Here is a 17,400-nt window from a genome sequence, read left to right on the forward strand (position 1 = left end):
CCCGGGGCACACACACTGGACCCCCCGATCACGCGGCGCTGGCCGTGGCTGCTTGGTGGGCTGCTGGTCGGAGCCGCGGCCATGGACCGCGCCCTCGTGGGCGGCCAGGCCGCCCCGGCCACCGACTGGCAGCACCTGTTCGCCGTCGCGATCCGGGCGATGGCGGTGCTCGATGTGGTCGTGGTCGTCGCGCTCGTCGTGCGGTGGCGCGGCCGGGAGCACGCCCGCGTGCGGGCCGCCGGCACCGGGCTGCTGCTGGGGTCACTGGTCGCCCTCGGCGCACCCACGGTGTGGCTCGTGGCCAGCGTCCTGATGCACCGTCAGCTGGCCGGGCGGCTGTGAACGTTCGCGGGCTGCGCCGGAGCCGACCGATGGAACCACGGGCGCCATGGCCGAGCGCGTTGAGTGCGCGGTAGGCACGGGGCACCCAGAGCTGACCGGGGAAGCGGTCCGCGCGATCGGCAGCTACTGCTCCTGCTGTTCCCCGTAGCCCAGCGCACCGCGGCGGCTGAGGTCGCGCGGCGGGCGGCAGCCTGGCGCACAATCGACGCGTGCTGGAAGACGCGATGGACGAGTTCGCCGCGCATCTGCGTGCGTTCGGAGAACCCGAGTTGGCTGCCGCCGTCGAAGGAGCTCGTGATGGCGACCCCGGGCGGCTGCCGCAGCGGGTGCTGGGCCTGTTTCGCCAGGGGATGGGTGGATTGCTCGACGTTCCGCTGTACAGCGGAGGAGCAGTGGATCGCGCTGCGACGGATCGACGGGATGACCTGGCGGAATCGGTATTCGTGGCCGCGAAGGCGCGGCTCGGACACGAATAGGCGCCGCGAACCGGCGACTCGATCGGCGAGCAGGAGACGAGTTCGGGGCCCATCAATCGGAACGCGATCTCATCGTGCGACTGCATCGCACCAGGGAAGACACCCCCAGGAACGGCATCCCGATCGACGCCACCGCACCGCTCGCCCTCGTCGTCGACGAGATCCTCCGTCACACCACAGCGATCGAGGGCCACCCATGCCCGACGCAGACCCCAGAAGCTGACTGTCGCCATCATCGGGGCGGGTAAGCCGGAGCCGCCGCGGCTCGCGCCCTCCGACGTCGGCGCGGACGTCACCGTCTACGAACTGGCGTCGAAGATACGGGAGGTCGGTGCCGGCAGCGTCCTGCGCAGTCACCTCCCGAAACGGCCCAGCCCCCGCCAGGGGAGTCCGGGGGACTCCCTGACGGGGGCTGGGCACTGGCTCGCTGCGCTCGCTCAGATGTCGCTGAGCCGTCGTTCGACCTCTGGCTCGCTGCGCTCGCTCAGATGTCGCTGAGCTGTCGTTCGACTTCTGGCTCGCTGCGCTCGCTCAGATGTCGAAGTACATCTCGAACTCGTGCGGGTGCGGGCGGAAGCGGATCGGGTCCACCTCGTTGACGCGCTTCCAGTCGATCCACGTCTCGATGAGGTCCTTGGTGAACACGTCACCCTCGAGCAGGTACTCGTGGTCGGCCTCGAGGGCGTCGAGGACCTCGGGCAGCGAGCCCGGGACCTGCTGGATCGCCTTGTGCTCCTCCGGCGGCAGCTCGTAGAGGTCCTTGTCCACCGGCTCCGGGGGCTCGATGCGGTTCTTGATGCCGTCGATGCCGGCCATGAGCTGGGCCGAGAACGCCAGGTAGGGGTTGGCCGACGGGTCCGGCACGCGGAACTCGATGCGCTTGGCCTTCGGCGAGGTCCCGGTGATCGGGATGCGCACACAGGCGGAGCGGTTGCGGGCCGAGTAGACCAGGTTGACCGGCGCCTCGTAGCCCGGGACCAGGCGGTGGTAGGAGTTCACCGTCGGGTTCGTGAACGCCAGCAGCGACGGGGCGTGCTTGAGCAGGCCACCGATGTACCAGCGGGCGATGTCGGACAGGCCGCCGTAGCCGCGCTCGTCATAGAACAGCGGCTCGCCGTCCTTCCACAGCGACTGGTGGCTGTGCATACCGGAGCCGTTGTCACCGAAGAGCGGCTTGGGCATGAACGTGGCGGTCTTGCCGTGGCCCCACGCGACGTTCTTGATGACGTACTTGAACTTCAGCACGTCGTCGGCCGCGTTGAGCAGCGTGTTGAAGCGGTAGTTGATCTCCTGCTGCCCGGCGGTGCCGACCTCGTGGTGGGCGCGCTCGACGGCGAGGCCGACCTCGTTCAGCGTCAGCGTCATCTCGTCACGCATGTCGGCGAAGTGGTCCACCGGCGGCACGGGGAAGTAGCCGCCCTTGTAGCGGGTCTTGTAGCCCTGGTTGCCGCCCTCCTCCTCGCGACCGGAGTTCCACGCGGCCTCGATGGAGTCGATGAAGTAGTAGCCGGCGTTCTGCTTCGTCTCGAAGCGCACGTCGTCGAAGACGTAGAACTCGGCCTCGGCGCCGAAGTAGGCGGTGTCGGCGATGCCGGTCGACTTCAGGTACGCCTCGGCCTTGGCGGCGATGTTGCGCGGGTCGCGGCTGTAGGGCTCGTCCGTGAACGGGTCGACGATCGAGAAGTTGAGGATCAGCGTCTTCTCTTTGCGGAACGGGTCCACATACGCCGTCGTCGGGTCCGGAATCAGCTTCATGTCGGACTCGTGGATCGCCTGGAAGCCGCGGATCGAGGAGCCGTCGAACATCTGGCCGTTGGTGAAGGCGTCCATGTCGAACGTCTGGGCAGGCACGTTGAAGTGCTGCATCACGCCCGGCAGGTCGCAGAAGCGCACATCGACGAACTTGACGTCCTCGTCCTTGATGAACTTGAGGACCTCGTCAGCGTTGCTGAACATCCAACCTCCTGTGGTGGGGCGGGCACGATCGCCGGCCCGGGTGGGTCGGCTACGACCTTAGACCCACGGGATTTCCCGACCATGACCCGAATGTTTCCCCGGTGTTACGGAGCCCCGTCGTCCGTGGCGAGCGTCACGTGATCCCGCCCGGCATGTGGGACCGTCAGGGACCAGCGGGACCGCGGCTGAGACAGCCGGCCCTTGGCACGTACCCTGTGGGCGTGGTGGATCGCAAGGACGTCGGCTCGTGGATCGAGGGCCCGCGCGCGGCGCGCGGCGGGGAGGGCAGCTACCCCGGGCAGCGGCTCGGCCTGCCCGAGCGTGGCGTCGGCTCGGTGGCGCGCTTCGGCCGCCGGCTCGTGGCGATCCTCATCGACTGGACCCTGTGCCAGCTCGTGGCGCTGGCCTTCCTCGGCGCCGAGCTCGGCCGCGGCGGGGTCAACGGCCTGCTGCCGCTCGCGGTCTTCACCGCCGAGAACGTCCTGCTCGTCGGCACGGTCGGCTTCACCATCGGCCACCGCATCATGGGCCTGCGCGTCGTGCGCCTCGGCGGCGCCCCCGCCGGGCCGCTGCCCGGTCTGATCCGCAGCCTGCTGCTGGCCATCGCCGTCCCGGCGCTGATCTGGGACAAGGACGAGCGCGGCCTGCACGACAAGGCCGCCGGCACCGTCCTCATCCGCACCCGCTGACCACGGCGCCGCGAGCGGCGCACCCGGCCGCCCGGCATACTGCCCCACCGTCCGGCGAGCCCGAGTCTGCCCTGCCGACCCGGTGGGCGCCCGCGGGGCCGGTGCCGCAAGGGCAGGGTCCGCGGGCAAACATGGGGTCGGGTCCCTGGGCAAACATGGGGTCGGGTCCGCGGGCGGGACCGGGTGGGTGCGCACACGCGCCCGTATGCCGTGCCGTCACCTCACGGGCGTCCGGTCACCTCCGGCCCGGTCCTGACCGAGTGGCGGTGTCCGCCGGGAACGCGCAAACCGGGTGGTTCTGCACGTGCAGATCCACCCGGTTTGCGGTTCGAAGGGGGGCGGGGCTCAGCGGCCGCGCATCGCCTTGCGGTCCATGCGGACCCGGTTGGGGTCGACGCCGGCGGGGATCGGCGGGCGGCTGCCGGCGAGGGCCTTGAGCCGCTTGTTGACCTGGGCCGCCTCGTCCTTGGTCAGGACCGGCTTCATCCGCTGCAGCTTGCTGGCCAGCTTGCGCACGCTGACCTCGCCCTCGGAGTCGCCGTCGCCGATGCGCAGCACCGTGACCGGGACGCCGGGCAGGACGCGGGTGACCTTCTTGCGCTCGGACTCGAGCAGGCGGGCGGCGCGGCCGGCCGGGCCCTCGCCGACGAGGACGACGCCGGGGCGGCCCACGGCGCGGAAGACCATCGCCGCACTGGCCAGGTCGCCGGGGCGCACGGCCTCGGCCGCGACCGGCTGCTGGTCGTAGTACCAGCCGCGCCGGATGGCGTTGAGCGCGGCGCCGGTGGCCCCGGGCTGGCCCTCGATCGAGCGGTAGGCCGCGCGCTCGGCGCGGCGGCTCATCACGAGCATGGCCGCGAGGACGCCGAACATCAGGCCCAGGATGCCGACGTAGACCGGGTAGCCGATGACCAGGCCGATGACGACGCCGAGCAGCGTGACGCCGAGGCCGGCGAGGAGCATCCACCAGCCGATGGCGGGGTCGACGCCCCGGGCGGCGGTGAAGATCTGACGCATCTGGGCGACGCGGCCGGCCTTCTCGGGCACGGCTGACTGGGGTGAATCCTTGCGGGCCATGGTGTCCAGACTACCGGTCAGGAGGCGCTGCCGAGAGCACGCTGGACCAGCGACGCGGCCTCCTGGCGGGCGGGCGAGGAGGCGGCCTCGGCCAGGTGCGACAGGTGCGCCGGGACCTCGCGGCCCCACTTGTTCATGGCCTGTGCGTAGAGCCGGCCGGCGCGGTAGGAGCTGCGCACCAGCGGTCCGGCCATGACGCCCTTGAAGCCCAGCTCCTCGGCGACCGTGCTCCAGTGCACGAACTCCTCGGGCTTGACCCACCGGTCGATCGGGTGGTGCAGCTTGGAGGGGCGCAGGTACTGCGTGATCGTGAGGATGTCGCAGCCGGCGTCGTGCAGGTCGCGGATCGCCTGCTCGATCTCGTGGTCCTCCTCGCCCATCCCGAGGATGAGGTTGGACTTGGTCACCAGCTCGGCCTCGCGGGCCATCGAGAGCACCTTGAGCGACTTCTCGTAGGTGAACGCCGGGCGGATCTTGCGGAAGATCCGCGGCACCGTCTCCAGGTTGTGCGCGAACACCTCGGGCCGGGCGTCGAAGACCTGCCCGACGAGCTCGGGGCGGGCGCCGAAGTCGGGCGGCAGGATCTCCACGCCGGTGTTGGGGTTGAGCGCGTGGATCTGGCGGATCGTCTCGGCGTAGAGCCCGGCGGCACCGTCGGCGAGGTCGTCGCGGGCGACGCCGGTGACGGTGGAGTAGCGCAGGCCCATCTGGCGCACCGACTCGGCGACCCGGCGGGGCTCGTCGAGGTCCAGGGGCGCGGGCCGGCCGGTGGCGATGTCGCAGAAGTCGCAGCGCCGCGTGCAGGTGTCGCCGCCGATGAGGAAGGTCGCCTCGCGGTCCTCCCAGCACTCGAAGATGTTGGGGCAGCCGGCCTCCTGACAGACCGTGTGCAGCCCCTCGCTCTTCACCATCGAGTGCAGCGCGGTGTACTCCGGCCCCATCTTGGCGGTGGTGCGGATCCACTCCGGCTTGCGCTCGATCGGTGTCTCGGCGTTGCGCGCCTCGACGCGCAGCATGCGGCGACCCTCAGGTGCGACGGTCACAAACGGCTCCCTTGCCAGTTCGGAAGAAGGCGGGCGGTGCGGTGGCACACCCAGACCAACCTCCAGCCTACGCGGCGTCTTCCCGCCGCCCCGCACCGCCGGTCCCTCACCAGCCGGTATGCCGGGTCCTCACCGCCGCGGCCACCTCGCGAGGTCGGTCGTGCGCGACCCGGCCCCGAACGCACCGGTATGCCGCGTGCGCACCCATGCACGCGGCATACCGGTGGGTCTCAGCGGGCGGTGTAACCGCCGTCGATGTAGAGCTCGGAGCCGGTGACGTAGCTGGCGTCGTCGCTGGCGAGGTAGGCGACGCCGGCCGCGATCTCGTCGGGACGGCCCAGCCGGCCCAGGGGAGTCGCCGAGGTCATCACCGCCTCGAACTCGGTGCCCTTGGCCGACTCGAGGATCGGGGTGTCGATGAAGCCGGGGTGCACCGAGTTGACCCGGACGCCGTCCGGGGCCCAGTGCAGCGCGGTGTTCTTGGTCATCAGCCGGACCGCGCCCTTGGCCGCGTGGTACGCCGGCGAGGTGCCGAAGCCGCCGATGGCGCCGAAGATCGAGCTGATGTTGACGACCGAGCCGTGGCCGGAGGCCTTGAGCAGGGCGGCGGCGGTCTTCATGCCGAGGAAGACGCCGGTCTGGTCGATCGCGATGGTGCGCTCCCAGTCGGCCACCGAGGTCTCCTCGATGGTGGCGAGGTCGCCCATGCCGGCGTTGTTGACCAGGATGTCCAGGCGGCCGTGCTCGGCGCGGACCCGCTCGATGACCTCCTGCCACTCCGCCTCGGAGGACACGTCGTGGTGGGCGTACTCGGCGGTTCCGCCCTCGTCCCGGATCTCGGCGACGACCTTCTCACCGAGGTCGTCCTGGATGTCGGTGACGAACACCATGGCGCCCTCCGCCGCGAGTCGGTGCGCGCAGGCCTTGCCGATCCCGCTCGCGCCGCCGGTGACCACGGCCACGCGGTCCTCGAGTCGCTGCATGCCGTTCCTCCCGTGCCGCCGGCACGCCGGTCGGCGTGCTCCCTGCGGACAGCCTCGCGGCGGCGGTGGGGATCGGCCAGCGACCTTGGTCCCGGTCGCACCGGCCAAGGGTCCCGAGGGGTGGTCCCGAGTGGTGGCCCGACTGGTGCTCCCGGCCGGTGTCAGGGCGCGGTGGCGCCAGACCTAGAGTTGGGGAAATGGACCTGCGCATCTTCACCGAGCCCCAGCAGGGGGCCACCTACGGCCAGCAGCTCGCGATGGCCCGCCGCGCCGAGGAGTGTGGCTACTCGGCGTTCTTCCGCTCCGACCACCTGCTCGCCATGGGCGACGGCGACGGCATGCCCGGTCCGACCGACACGTGGACCACGCTCGCCGGGTTGGCCCGCGAGACCCTGACCATCCGCCTCGGCACGCTGGTGACCTCGGCGACGTTCCGCCACCCGGGCATGCTGGCCGTGCAGGTGGCCCAGGTCGACGAGATGTCCGGCGGCCGGGTCGAGCTCGGCCTCGGCGCGGGCTGGTTCGAGGAGGAGCACGCGGCCTACGGCATCCCGTTCCCGGAGTCGGTGGGGGAGCGCTTCGACCGCCTCGAGGAGCAGCTGGCCGTCGTGACCGGGCTGTGGGAGACGCCGGTGGGGGAGCGGTTCTCCTTCGACGGCAAGCACTACCAGCTGCAGGACAGTCCGGCGCTGCCCAAGCCGGAGCAGTCCCCGGTGCCGATCGTCATCGGCGGCAAGGGCAGGAAGCGCACGCCGGAGCTGGTCGCCCGCTACGCCAGCGAGTTCAACCTGCCGTTCGTGACCGCCGAGCAGTCGGCGCCGATGTTCGAGAACGTGCGCACCATCGCCCGCGAGCACGACCGCGACCCGGCGACGATCACCATGTCCAACGCGCTGGTGCTCTGCGCCGGCCGCACGTGGGACGAGCTGGGCCGCCGCGCCGAGGCGATCGGCCGCGACGTGGCCGAGCTGCGCGAGAACGGCCTGGCCGGCTCGCCGCAGGAGATCGTCGACACCATCGGGCGCTACGCCGAGGCCGGCTCGCAGCGGATCTACCTGCAGGTGCTGGACCTCAGCGACCTGGACCACCTCGACCTGGTCGCCAGCGAGGTCATCCCCCAGCTCGACTGACCGGGGCGCCCGTCAGGCAGCGACGTCGCGTGGGACGCGCGGGGCGAGCGCGGGGACCTACCTCGGCAGCTCGATCCCGTGCTCCTGCGCGTACCTCATCACGTTCGGCATGACCACCGCAGCCTGCTCCTTGGCTTCCGCGGTGGGCGTGAACGCGACGTACTCGCTGCCGGCGAACGCGAGCGGAATGTGCCCGGGCTCGATGGTGAACGCGTCGCCGGCCTCGAAGATCTCCTCGACCCCGTCGGCCCGCCGGACGCCGAACCTGCCCTTGAGCACGTAGCCCACGTGGCTCGCCTGGCACTGGTCGTTCGGCGCGCCCTTGAAGAACGGCGCCATGTCCATGTCGGTGAACTCGCTCTCGACGGTGACGGTCCAGCCACCGACCTCCTGCTCGTGGACCTCCGAGTAGCCGGGGAAGACCTGGTGGGTCGTGGCGGTGGCCTTGGACACCTTCGGCATGGTGCTCTCCTCCATGTGGTGACTCGCACCGAGCCGGGGGCGGCTCGGTGCCGTGTCACCTTCGAGGCTTCTGCGTCGCGGTGCCGGGTCCCCAGAGGCCAAGGTCCCGCGCGCCGGTGCTCCCACGGCCCCGGCACGCGCGGCCGCCGGATCAGGCGAGGGTGAGGATCTCGACGAGGTGCTTCTCGGCGTAGGGGAGCACCTCGGCGACCGTCACGTCGCGGCCGAGCTCCTGGCTCAGCGAGGTCACCCCGGCGTCGGCGATGCCGCACGGGACGATGACCTGCGACCACGACAGGTCGCAGTCGCAGTTGAGCGAGAAGCCGTGCATCGTCACGTCCTGGCTGACCCGGATGCCGATGGCGCCGATCTTGCGGGCGGGCCCGCGCTCGTCGGCGGCCACCCACACGCCGCTGCGGCCCTCGACCCGGCCGGCCTCGAGCCCGAGGTCGGCGCAGACCCGGATCATCATCTCCTCCAGGCGGCGCACGTGGGCGACCACGTCGACGGGGGAGGGCAGCCGCACGATCGGGTAGCCGACGAGCTGCCCCGGGCCGTGCCAGGTGATCTTGCCGCCACGGTCGACGTCCACCACGGGCGTGCCGTCCCACGGGCGCTCGTGCGCCTCGGTGCGCTTGCCCGCGGTGTAGACCCTCTCGTGCTCCAGCAGCAGCACGGTGTCCTCCCCGCCGGCGACGACGCCGGCGTGGACCTCCTTCTGCGTGTCCCACGCCTGCTGGTAGTCGACGTAGTCCGGCGCGAAACCCAGGTGCTCCAAACGCATGAAGGCAGCGTACGCCGCGGCCGCGGCATACCCAGCAAGCACATAGGCTTTGCCCAACTGACGGGTGAGCTGGGGAGCGGCAGGTCATGACACGGCACGACATCACGGCGGAGCAGGAGAGCGCGGAGCGGGTCAAGGCGCCGGGGCGGACGCGCGTGGTCCGGCTGGTGGCGGTGCTGCTGGTGCTCCTCGCCTGGTTCGCCCTCGCCGGGGTCGGCGGGCCGCTGGTCGGCAAGCTCAGCGAGGTGCAGAAGAACGACAACGCCTCGTTCCTGCCCAAGTCGGCCGAGTCGACCGAGGTGCAGCAGCTCGCCGCGAAGTTCACCGACACCAGCACGTTGCCCTACTTCGTCGTCGTCGAGCGTCCCGGCGGCATCACCGCCGCGGACCAGGCGGCCGTCCAGCAGTTCATCGCCGGTGTCCCGGCCCTCACCTTCGAGGGCAAGGGCAAGTCCCTGGGGGACTACCTCAAGGAGCCGCCGAAGTTCGCCGTCCCGAGCCAGGACAAGCAGGCGCTGCTGGTGCCGGTCCAGCTCGACGGGAAGAAGGCCTCGCAGCCGTTGCAGGGCTCCTCGGCGCTCTACGAGGGCGCCAAGGCGTTGCGGGCCTCGGCGGCGAAGTCCCTGGCGCCGCAGGGGATGAAGGTCTACGTCACCGGCCCGGGCGGGGTGCTCGCCGACTTCGTGACCGCCTTCAGCGGCATCGACGGGATCCTGCTCGTCGTGGCGCTGGGCGTCGTCTTCGTCATCCTGCTCATCGTCTACCGCAGCCCGATCCTGCCGTTCGCGGTGCTCATCACCTCGGTGTTCGGCCTGGCCGCCGCCGCGACCGTCATCTACCCGCTGGCCAAGAACGGCACCATCGACCTCAACGGCCAGAGCCAGGGCATCCTGTCGATCCTCGTCGTCGGCGCCTCCACCGACTACGCGCTGCTGCTCGTCTCCCGCTACCGCGAGGAGCTGCACGACCACCCGAGCAAGTGGGCCGCGATGCGCGCGGCCTGGCGTGCCGCCGTCGAGCCGATCGCGGCCAGCGGCGCCACCGTCATCCTGGGCCTGCTGTGCCTGCTGCTGTCCCAGCTCGGCAACACCCGCGGCCTCGGCCCGGTCGGGGCGCTCGGCATCGCCGGCGCCCTGCTCGCGGCGCTGACCTTCCTGCCGGCGGTGCTGCTGCTGTTCGGCCGCCGGATCTTCTGGCCGCTGGTCCCGCGCGTCGACCACGTCCACGCGGAGGACTCGGTCGGCAAGCGCGGCATCTGGGGCCGCGTCGCGGGCCTGGTCGGCCGCCACCCGCGCCGGGTGTGGGTCACCACCCTCGTGCTGCTGCTCGCCTGCATCGCGTTCGTGCCCACCCTGAAGGCGCAGGGCATCTCGCAGTCCCAGATCTTCCTCAACAAGGTCGAGTCGGTCACCGGGCAGGAGGTCCTGGCCCGGCACTTCCCGGCCGGGTCCGGCACGCCGGTCCAGATCCTCGCGCCCTCGGACAAGGCCGAGGCCGTCGTCGCGGCGGCCCGCAGCGAGAGCGGTGTCGCCTCCGTCGTCGTCGGCGAGACCCCCGGCGCCCCGCCCAAGGTCGTCGACGGCAAGGTGCTCGTGCAGGCCACGCTCACGCCGGCCGCCGACAGCCCGGCGGCGGAGACCGTGGTGGAGAACCTGCGCCGCGACCTCGACAAGGTCAGCCCGTCGGTGCTCGTCGGCGGCAACACCGCGATCAACCTGGACGTGCGCCAGGCCAGCGAACGGGACCTGCGGGTCATCATCCCGGCGATCCTCGCGGTCATCTTCGTCGTGCTGATGCTCCTGCTGCGCTCGTTCGTCGCGCCCGTGGTGCTCGTCGTGGCCAACGTCATCTCGTTCGCGGCCACCCTCGGCGTCGCGGCACTGGTCTTCAACCACGTGTTCGGCTTCCCCGGCACGGACCCCTCGACGCCGCTCTACGCGTTCGTGTTCCTCGTCGCCCTGGGCATCGACTACTCGATCTTCCTGATGACCCGGGTGCGTGAGGAGTCGATCGAGAGGGGCACGCGCCCCGGCATCCTCGTCGGCCTGGCGGTCACCGGTGGCGTCATCACCAGCGCCGGCGTCGTGCTGGCGGCGACGTTCTCGGCGCTGGCGGTGCTGCCGATCCTGTTCCTCGTGCAGATCGCGTTCATCGTCGCGTTCGGCGTCCTGCTCGACACCCTGGTGGTGCGCTCGCTGCTGGTGCCGGCGTTCTCCTACGAGATCGACCGCCGCATCTGGTGGCCCGGACGCCTGTCCCGCTGAGCCGCAGCGGTGCGCGGCGGCCCGCGTCCGGTGGACCCGGCGCGGGCCGTAGGGTCGAGCCGTGACGAACGTCGGTCTTGCAGGGTTCGGCTCCGCCGGACAGGGAATCCACGCGCCGCTGATGCGCGCCGCCGGCCTGACGGTCGCGGCGGTGTCGACCTCGAACGCCGAGCGCGCCGGGCAGGCCCGCGCCGAGAACCCCGGCGTGCAGGTCGTGCCCGACCTCGACGCGCTGCTCGCGGTGCCCCGGCTCGACCTGGTCGTGCTGGCCACGCCCAGCGGCGCCCACGCGGCCCAGGCGCGGCAGGTCATCGAGGCCGGGATCCCGGTCGTCGTCGACAAGCCGCTGGCCACCACTGCCGCCGACGCCCAGGCCGTCGTTGAGGCCGCCGAGCGGGCCGGTGTGCCGCTGACCGTCTTCCAGAACCGGCGCTTCGACGCCGAGCACGCCACCGCCCTCCAGCTCGTCCGTGACGGCGCCCTGGGCGAGGTCTTCCGGGCCGAGATCCGTTGGGAGCGTTGGCGTCCCGAGCCCAAGGACCGGTGGCGCGAGAACGCCGCGTGGCAGGACGGGGGCGGGATCATGCTGGACCTGCAGACCCACCTCGTCGACGAGGCCGTCGACCTCTTCGGCCCGGTCGAGTCGGTCTACGCCGAGGTCGCGGCCCACACCACGACAGCCGAGGACGAGGCCTTCCTGGCCTGTCGCCATGTCTCCGGCGTCCGCAGCCACCTCGGCACGACCTCGGTGGCAGCTGCGCCGGGACCGCGCATGCGGATCCTCGGGCGGTCGGCGGCGTTCGTGCTCAACGAGTTCGAGGGCGACGTGGGCGTCTACGACGACCTGCGCAACCACGACGGCGACCACGCGGGCTGGCTGTTCGCGGGGCAGGAGCGCCGCCCCGCGCGCCGGGTCGCCTCCAGCCAGGTCGACTTCTACCGCGCCGTCGTCGCCGCCCTCTCCGCCGGTGACCCGCAGGCCGCCATGCCGGTCGACCCGCGCGACGCCGTGCACACCCTCGCCGTGATCGACGCCGCGCGCATCAGCGCCGAGACCGGGACCGTGGTGCCGGTCCGGACCCCGGGCGCCTGAGCCCCGGACGCGAGGTATGCCGGGTGGTCACCGCGCAGGTGACCACCCGGCATACCGGGTGGGTCGGGGTCGGGAGCAGGCTCAGGTGAGCAGGCGCGGCTTGAGGGTCTCCTCGACGGCGGCGTCGCCCTCGCGCGTCACGATGTAGGCGGCCTTGCCGGCCTGCTCGCTGACCGCCTCGACGAGCTCGGCGCCGCGGTAGACCAGGCCGACGCCGTCGTCGGTGCAGTGCGTGACCGGCAGCGTGCCGTCGGCGACGAGGCGGTGCACCAGCGGGCGGCGGCGGGCCTCGCTGTCGTAGTGGACCCCGTTGCCGTAGGGCAGGAAGCCCAGGCCGTTGGTGACCGCGCGCAGCTCGGCGCCGAAGGAGTCGGTGGTGCCGCCCTCGAACCAGCAGATGGAGCCCGCCGAGACGCCCGCGAGGACCACGCCGGCCTCCCAGACGCGGCGCAGGATCTGGTCGAGGCCGTGGACCCGCCAGACGGCGAGCAGGTTGGCCACCGAACCGCCGTTGACCCAGACGACGTCCTGCTCCATCAGGTGGCCCTCGACGTCCTCGACGTTTGGCATCGTGAACAGGTTGAGGTGGCTCATCGCGAAGCCCGCGTGCCGGCCCGCCTCGTCCATCTCCGCGTTGAACCAGCGCTGGTCGCCCATGGCCGTGCCGATGTGGCAGACCTTGGGGATACGCGCGTCGGCGCCGGAGAGATCCACGGCATAGTGGACGAGTTCCGCGAACTCGAAGCGCAGCCGCTCGTGCGTCCGGTATCCACCGGACGTGGCCAGGATCGTGGGGGTGTCGGTTGCCATGCGCGAAACCCTAGGGGGTCCCTCATGAACCAGCCCACCGTGCCGGGGTGTGTCGTCCTCGGCCGCCTCGGACAAGGGTCTTCCGGCACCGTCTGGCTCGCCGAGCGAGAGCGGGACGGGCTGCGCGTGGCCGTGAAGGTGCTCTCCGACAACGGAACCGGCGCCCGGGCGCAGGCCGTACGCGAGCTGGCCGTGCTGTCCCGCACGGTGGGGGAGCACGTGGTGCGGCTGCACGAGGCGGTGCCCCTCGCGGACGGCGGCCTGGCGCTGGTCCTCGACCTGGCCGACGGGGGCAGCCTGGCCGGCGTCGTCGCCGGCCGCGGCCACCTCTCACCGGGGGAGACCGTCACCGTCCTGACCCCGCTGGCCGGGGCGCTGGCCGACCTCCACAAGGCCGGGGTGGTGCACGCCGACGTCTCCCCGGGCAACGTGCTCTTCACCCGGGAGGGCAAGCCCATGCTGGCCGACCTCGGGGTGTCCCGGCTCGTGGGTGAGGTTGACGGGGAGGTCCACGGGACAACGGGTTTCGTCGCCCCGGAGGTCGTCGACGGAGGCACCCCGACGCCCGCCGCGGATGTGCATGCCCTGGGGGCGCTGGGCTGGCTCGCCCTGACGGGGACCGTCCCGCCGCCCCCGGCGGTTCGCCCGCCGCTGGCGACCGTGGTGCCACAGGCGCCGCCGGCCCTCGTCGGGGCCGTGGAGCGTGCCCTCGCGCCGGAGCCGCAGGACCGCCCGGGCGCCCGCGAGCTCGCCCTCGCGGTCTTCGACGCTGCGCCCGGGGAGCCGGTCCGGCTGGGGGAGGGCAGCGACCCGGCCCAGGAGCTGACCCACCGGCTGCGGGCCGAGGCGGCGCGACCGGCGACGCCGACCCGGGCGAGCCGCCGGACCCGGCCGCGGCGGCGGGTGGCGCTGGTCGCCCTCTGCTCGGTCGCCGGTCTGGCGCTGGCGGCGCCCGGGGCGGTGGCCTCCTGGCGGCTGGGACGCTCGATCGCCACACCGGCACCGGCACCGGCACCGGCTCCGCAGGCCGCGCCGTCGCCCGGCCCGGTCCTGCGACGTGGCTCGCACGGCCCGGACCTCAGGGCACTGGGGCCGCACATCGGCGCCCGCAGCGCGGCGGAGTCGGCGCCGCGCGCGCTGCTGCAGGACCTGGCTGACCTGCGGGCCCAGGCGTGGGTCGAGCACGACCGGCTGCTGCTGACGTTGGTCGACGCACCGCGGTCGCAGGCGCTCCAGACCGACCTGGCCCAGTTCGCCCAGCTCGAGGCGCAGGGCGCCGGCTACGAGGGGGTGCGGTTCACGGTGCGGGAGGCCTCGGGCAGCCGGCACGGCGACACCGCGACCGTGCGCGCGCGGGTCGACACGGCCGACTACGCCGTGGTCGGCGCGGACGGCGCGAAGCGCACGCTGGCGGGCCAGGCCGGCCGGGCGCTCACCTTCCGGCTCACCTGGACGTCACTGGGCTGGCGGATCGCCGGCTACGCCTGAGCCGGACGACGGGCGTCACGACGACGTCAGGATGGAGGCGTCACCCTGTCAGGGGTGAGCCGTGGCGCGTCAGGCGGCGGGCTCGGCCTGGTCGATGAGCCAGGTCGCGGCCTGCTCGAGGGTGTCCTGCTCGAAGGTGAAGCCCGAGGCGGTCAGCACACTCGGCATCACGCGGGCGCTGCCGAGGACGTCGTCGGCGAACTCGCCGAGGACCGCCTTGAGGGCGAACCCCGGCGCCGGTACGAGCGCCGGCCGGTGCAGGCACGTCGCCACCGCGCGGGCCACTTCGGCCTGGCGGGCGGGAGCCGGGCCGACGAGGTTGACCGGGCCGGTGACGTCGGGCCGGTCCACGAGGTGGGCGTAGCCCCGGACCACGTCGCGCAGCGTGATCCAGCTCCAGAACTGCCGCCCGGAGCCCAGGGGACCGAGCAGTCCCAGGCGGCCCAGGGTGAGCAGCCGCTCGAACGCCCCGCCGTCGGGAGACATGACCAGGCCGGTGCGGGCCATCGCGACCGGCAGCCCGGCGTCGGCGGCCGGCTTGGTGGCCGACTCCCACGCCCGGACGACGTCGGCGAGGAAGCCCTGCCCGGGCTCGCTGTCCTCGGTCAGCACCTCGTCGCCGCGGTCGCTGCCGTAGAGGCCGATCGCCGACGCGTTGACCAGGCGCACCGGCTCGTCGAGCTCGGCCAGCGTGGAGGCGATGGTGTGGGTGGCATCGACCCGGGAGGCGAAGATCTCCTGCTTGTAAGCCGGGGTCCAACGCTTGGCACCGACGTTGGCCCCGGCGAGGTTGACCACGGCCGTGACGCCGGCCAGGTCGGCCGGGTCGAGGCGCCGGTGCCGCGGGTCCCACCCGATCTCGGCGCTGGTGCGCGGCTCGCGGCGCACCACGTGCAGCACCTCGTCGCCGCGCTGCCTCAGGAACGCCGACAGCGCGCCGCCGATCAGGCCGGAGGAACCGGTGATGGCGACGCGCTGCGGCATGGTGTGCTCCTTCGTCAGGGCATGCTCAGGTGCTGCTCAGGGTGTGAGGCTCCCTCAGAGGGAGGCCTCGAACGCGCCCTCCTCCAGGCGGGTCTTCATCGTGCTGAGGAAGCGGGCCGCGTCGGCGCCGTCCACGATCCGGTGGTCGTAGGACAGCGCGAGGTACATCATCGAGCGGATCGCGATCGTCTCGCCACCGTCGGCGTCGGTCACCACGACCGGGCGCTTGACGACCGCGCCCGTGCCGAGGATGGCCACCTGCGGCTGGTTGATGATCGGCGTGTCGAACAGCGCGCCGCGGCTGCCGGTGTTGGTCAGCGTGAACGTGCCGCCACCGAGCTCGTCGGGGGTGATCTTGTTGGTGCGGGTGCGCTCAGCGAGGTCGGCGATGCCCCGGGCCAGGCCGGCGATGTTGAGGTCGCCGGCGTTCTTGATCACCGGCACGAGCAGGCCGCGCTCGGTGTCGACGGCGATGCCGAGGTTCTCCTGGCCGTGGTAGGTGACCTGGTCACCCTCGACGCTGGCGTTGACGTTCGGGTGCGCCTTGAGCGCCTCGACCGCGGCCAGCGCCAGGAAGGGCAGGTAGCTGAGCTTGACGCCCTCGCGGCGCTCGAACTCCCCCTTGGCCTTGCCCCGCAGACGGGCGATCTTGGTGACGTCGACCTCGACGACCGTGGTCAGCTGCGCGGAGACCTGCAGCGACTCGACCATGCGCTGGGCGATGACCTTGCGCAGGCGGCTCATCTTCTGGGTGGTGCCGCGCTTGGGCGAGACCGCCGGGGTGCTCGGCGCGCCGGCGGCCGGGGCCGCGCTCGGCGCCGCGGCTGCGGGGGCGGCCGGAGCCGGAGCCTTGGCCTTCTCCGCCGCGTCGAGGACGTCCTGCTTGCGGATGCGGCCGCCGACGCCGGTGCCCTTGAGCGAGCCCAGGTCGACGTTGTTCTCCGCGGCCAGCTTGCGCACCAGCGGGGTGACGTATGCCGAGGCGTCCGTCTCGCTGCCGGCCTGGGCCGCGGGGGCGGCCGGCTGGGCAGCCGGGGCGGGGGCAGCCTGAGGGGCCGGGGCAGCCTGAGGCGCCGGGGCGGCCTGAGGGGCCGGGGCGGCCTGCGGCGCGGGGGCGGCCGGAGCCTCCTGCTTGGGGGCCTCCTGCTTCGGGGCCTCCTGGGCCGGCGCGGCGGCGGCCTCACCACCGACGATGGCCAGGTCGGCGCCGACCGGCACCGTGTCGTCCTCGGCGACCAGGATCTTGGTCAGCGTGCCGGCGACCGGCGAGGGGATCTCGGTGTCGACCTTGTCGGTGGAGACCTCGAGCAGCGGCTCGTCGACCTCGACCTGCTCGCCCTCGGCCTTGAGCCAGCGGGTGACGGTGCCCTCGGTGACGGACTCGCCCAGCGCCGGCATGGTCACGGTGGTGCCGCCGGAGACCTCGCCGCCACCGGAGGCGGGCTGCGCAGGCTGGGCCGGGGCGGCCTGCTCGGGGGCTGCCTCCTGCGGCGCCGCCTCGGAGACCGGCTGCTCGGCGGTCTGCTCCTGAGCCGGCTCGGCCGGGGCCTGCTCAGCGGGGGCCGCGGCGCCGTCACCGATGACGGCGAGGTCGGCGCCGACCGGCACCGTGTCGTCCTCGCCGACGAGGATCTCCTGCAGCGTGCCGGCGACCGGCGAGGGGATCTCGGTGTCGACCTTGTCGGTCGAGACCTCGAGCAGCGGCTCGTCGACGGCGACGGTGTCGCCGACGTTCTTCAGCCAGCGCGTCACGGTGCCTTCGGTGACCGACTCACCAAGGGCCGGCATGGTCACGCGTTCGGACATGTGTGGTGTCTCC

Annotated in this window: 16 protein-coding genes; 7 read left to right on the top strand and 9 right to left on the bottom strand. The window is 72.4% G+C overall.

Annotated elements, in window-relative coordinates:
• Nucleotides 1-81 precede the first annotated feature (81 nt).
• Complete coding sequence (locus tag AC3ANM_RS00265; protein ID WP_488286136.1) at nt 82-342, top strand: hypothetical protein; 261 nt, start codon at nt 82-84, stop codon at nt 340-342.
• Nucleotides 343-551: 209 nt separating this feature from the next.
• Entirely contained in the window at nt 552-818 is a 267-nt protein-coding gene (locus AC3ANM_RS00270; protein WP_488286137.1) for a hypothetical protein, read from the top strand.
• Nucleotides 819-1,349: 531 nt separating this feature from the next.
• Here AC3ANM_RS00270 and glnA read toward each other — a convergent pair.
• Nucleotides 1,350-2,774 carry a type I glutamate--ammonia ligase gene (glnA, locus tag AC3ANM_RS00275; protein WP_488286138.1) on the bottom strand — a complete coding sequence of 475 codons (1,425 nt, stop codon included), beginning with the start codon at nt 2,772-2,774 and terminating at the stop codon, nt 1,350-1,352.
• A 221-nt stretch (nt 2,775-2,995) separates the two neighbouring features.
• On the opposite strand from glnA, the gene AC3ANM_RS00280 reads away from it, so the two are divergent.
• A complete protein-coding gene (locus tag AC3ANM_RS00280; protein ID WP_488286139.1) occupies nt 2,996-3,463 on the top strand; it encodes an RDD family protein in 468 nt (155 codons plus the stop codon).
• A gap of 345 nt (nt 3,464-3,808) precedes the next feature.
• Here AC3ANM_RS00280 and AC3ANM_RS00285 read toward each other — a convergent pair whose 3' ends face one another.
• From AC3ANM_RS00285 to AC3ANM_RS00295, 3 genes are all read right to left on the bottom strand, one after another.
• Nucleotides 3,809-4,540, bottom strand: coding sequence for a DUF4191 domain-containing protein (locus AC3ANM_RS00285; protein WP_488286140.1), 732 nt, complete (start codon nt 4,538-4,540; stop codon nt 3,809-3,811).
• A gap of 17 nt (nt 4,541-4,557) precedes the next feature.
• Nucleotides 4,558-5,583 carry a lipoyl synthase gene (gene lipA / locus AC3ANM_RS00290; protein ID WP_488286141.1) on the bottom strand — a complete coding sequence of 342 codons (1,026 nt, stop codon included), beginning with the start codon at nt 5,581-5,583 and terminating at the stop codon, nt 4,558-4,560.
• A gap of 230 nt (nt 5,584-5,813) precedes the next feature.
• Nucleotides 5,814-6,566 carry an SDR family NAD(P)-dependent oxidoreductase gene (locus tag AC3ANM_RS00295; RefSeq protein WP_488286142.1) on the bottom strand — a complete coding sequence of 251 codons (753 nt, stop codon included), beginning with the start codon at nt 6,564-6,566 and terminating at the stop codon, nt 5,814-5,816.
• Nucleotides 6,567-6,763: 197 nt separating this feature from the next.
• On the opposite strand from AC3ANM_RS00295, the gene AC3ANM_RS00300 reads away from it, so the two are divergent.
• A complete protein-coding gene (locus tag AC3ANM_RS00300; protein WP_488286143.1) occupies nt 6,764-7,696 on the top strand; it encodes an LLM class F420-dependent oxidoreductase in 933 nt (310 codons plus the stop codon).
• Nucleotides 7,697-7,753: 57 nt separating this feature from the next.
• Here the strand turns inward: AC3ANM_RS00300 and AC3ANM_RS00305 are convergent, their stop codons facing one another.
• Together AC3ANM_RS00305 and lipB are read right to left on the bottom strand one after the other, a co-directional pair.
• Nucleotides 7,754-8,158, bottom strand: coding sequence for a cupin domain-containing protein (locus AC3ANM_RS00305; protein ID WP_488286144.1), 405 nt, complete (start codon nt 8,156-8,158; stop codon nt 7,754-7,756).
• 151 nt (nt 8,159-8,309) lie between these two features.
• Complete coding sequence (gene lipB, locus AC3ANM_RS00310; RefSeq protein WP_488286145.1) at nt 8,310-8,942, bottom strand: lipoyl(octanoyl) transferase LipB; 633 nt, start codon at nt 8,940-8,942, stop codon at nt 8,310-8,312.
• Nucleotides 8,943-9,028: 86 nt separating this feature from the next.
• On the opposite strand from lipB, the gene AC3ANM_RS00315 reads away from it, so the two are divergent.
• The gene (locus tag AC3ANM_RS00315; protein ID WP_488286146.1) at nt 9,029-11,206 is read left to right on the top strand and encodes an MMPL family transporter; all 2,178 of its coding nucleotides are present in this window, start codon (nt 9,029-9,031) and stop codon (nt 11,204-11,206) included.
• A gap of 61 nt (nt 11,207-11,267) precedes the next feature.
• On the top strand, nt 11,268-12,299 hold the full coding sequence (locus tag AC3ANM_RS00320; RefSeq protein WP_488286147.1) for a Gfo/Idh/MocA family protein: 1,032 nt from the start codon (nt 11,268-11,270) through the stop codon (nt 12,297-12,299).
• 81 nt (nt 12,300-12,380) lie between these two features.
• On the opposite strand, the gene AC3ANM_RS00325 is transcribed toward AC3ANM_RS00320, so the two are convergent.
• Entirely contained in the window at nt 12,381-13,109 is a 729-nt protein-coding gene (locus AC3ANM_RS00325) for a Type 1 glutamine amidotransferase-like domain-containing protein (protein WP_488286148.1), read from the bottom strand.
• 24 nt (nt 13,110-13,133) lie between these two features.
• Between AC3ANM_RS00325 and AC3ANM_RS00330 the strand changes: the two genes are divergently transcribed.
• Nucleotides 13,134-14,597, top strand: coding sequence for a serine/threonine-protein kinase (locus tag AC3ANM_RS00330; protein ID WP_488286149.1), 1,464 nt, complete (start codon nt 13,134-13,136; stop codon nt 14,595-14,597).
• 69 nt (nt 14,598-14,666) lie between these two features.
• Here AC3ANM_RS00330 and AC3ANM_RS00335 read toward each other — a convergent pair whose 3' ends face one another.
• The gene (locus AC3ANM_RS00335; RefSeq protein ID WP_488286150.1) at nt 14,667-15,581 is read right to left on the bottom strand and encodes a TIGR01777 family oxidoreductase; all 915 of its coding nucleotides are present in this window, start codon (nt 15,579-15,581) and stop codon (nt 14,667-14,669) included.
• 54 nt (nt 15,582-15,635) lie between these two features.
• Nucleotides 15,636-17,387: a 2-oxoglutarate dehydrogenase, E2 component, dihydrolipoamide succinyltransferase gene (gene sucB, locus AC3ANM_RS00340; protein ID WP_488286151.1), complete on the bottom strand. Its 1,752-nt coding sequence runs from the start codon at nt 17,385-17,387 to the stop codon at nt 15,636-15,638.
• Nucleotides 17,388-17,400: the final 13 nt, after the last annotated feature.

This window comes from Oryzihumus sp. JJN4-3R (assembly GCF_057747915.1).

Coding starts and splice junctions, on each gene's coding strand:
- AC3ANM_RS00315 (WP_488286146.1), top strand. CDS start 9,029: ATGACACGGCACGACATCACGGCGGAGCAGGAGAGCGCGGAGCGGGTC.
- glnA (WP_488286138.1), bottom strand. CDS start 2,774: ATGTTCAGCAACGCTGACGAGGTCCTCAAGTTCATCAAGGACGAGGAC.
- AC3ANM_RS00285 (WP_488286140.1), bottom strand. CDS start 4,540: ATGGCCCGCAAGGATTCACCCCAGTCAGCCGTGCCCGAGAAGGCCGGC.
- AC3ANM_RS00300 (WP_488286143.1), top strand. CDS start 6,764: ATGGACCTGCGCATCTTCACCGAGCCCCAGCAGGGGGCCACCTACGGC.
- AC3ANM_RS00295 (WP_488286142.1), bottom strand. CDS start 6,566: ATGCAGCGACTCGAGGACCGCGTGGCCGTGGTCACCGGCGGCGCGAGC.
- AC3ANM_RS00330 (WP_488286149.1), top strand. CDS start 13,134: ATGAACCAGCCCACCGTGCCGGGGTGTGTCGTCCTCGGCCGCCTCGGA.
- AC3ANM_RS00335 (WP_488286150.1), bottom strand. CDS start 15,581: ATGCCGCAGCGCGTCGCCATCACCGGTTCCTCCGGCCTGATCGGCGGC.
- AC3ANM_RS00265 (WP_488286136.1), top strand. CDS start 82: ATGGACCGCGCCCTCGTGGGCGGCCAGGCCGCCCCGGCCACCGACTGG.
- AC3ANM_RS00305 (WP_488286144.1), bottom strand. CDS start 8,158: ATGCCGAAGGTGTCCAAGGCCACCGCCACGACCCACCAGGTCTTCCCC.
- sucB (WP_488286151.1), bottom strand. CDS start 17,387: ATGTCCGAACGCGTGACCATGCCGGCCCTTGGTGAGTCGGTCACCGAA.
- AC3ANM_RS00325 (WP_488286148.1), bottom strand. CDS start 13,109: ATGGCAACCGACACCCCCACGATCCTGGCCACGTCCGGTGGATACCGG.
- lipB (WP_488286145.1), bottom strand. CDS start 8,942: ATGCGTTTGGAGCACCTGGGTTTCGCGCCGGACTACGTCGACTACCAG.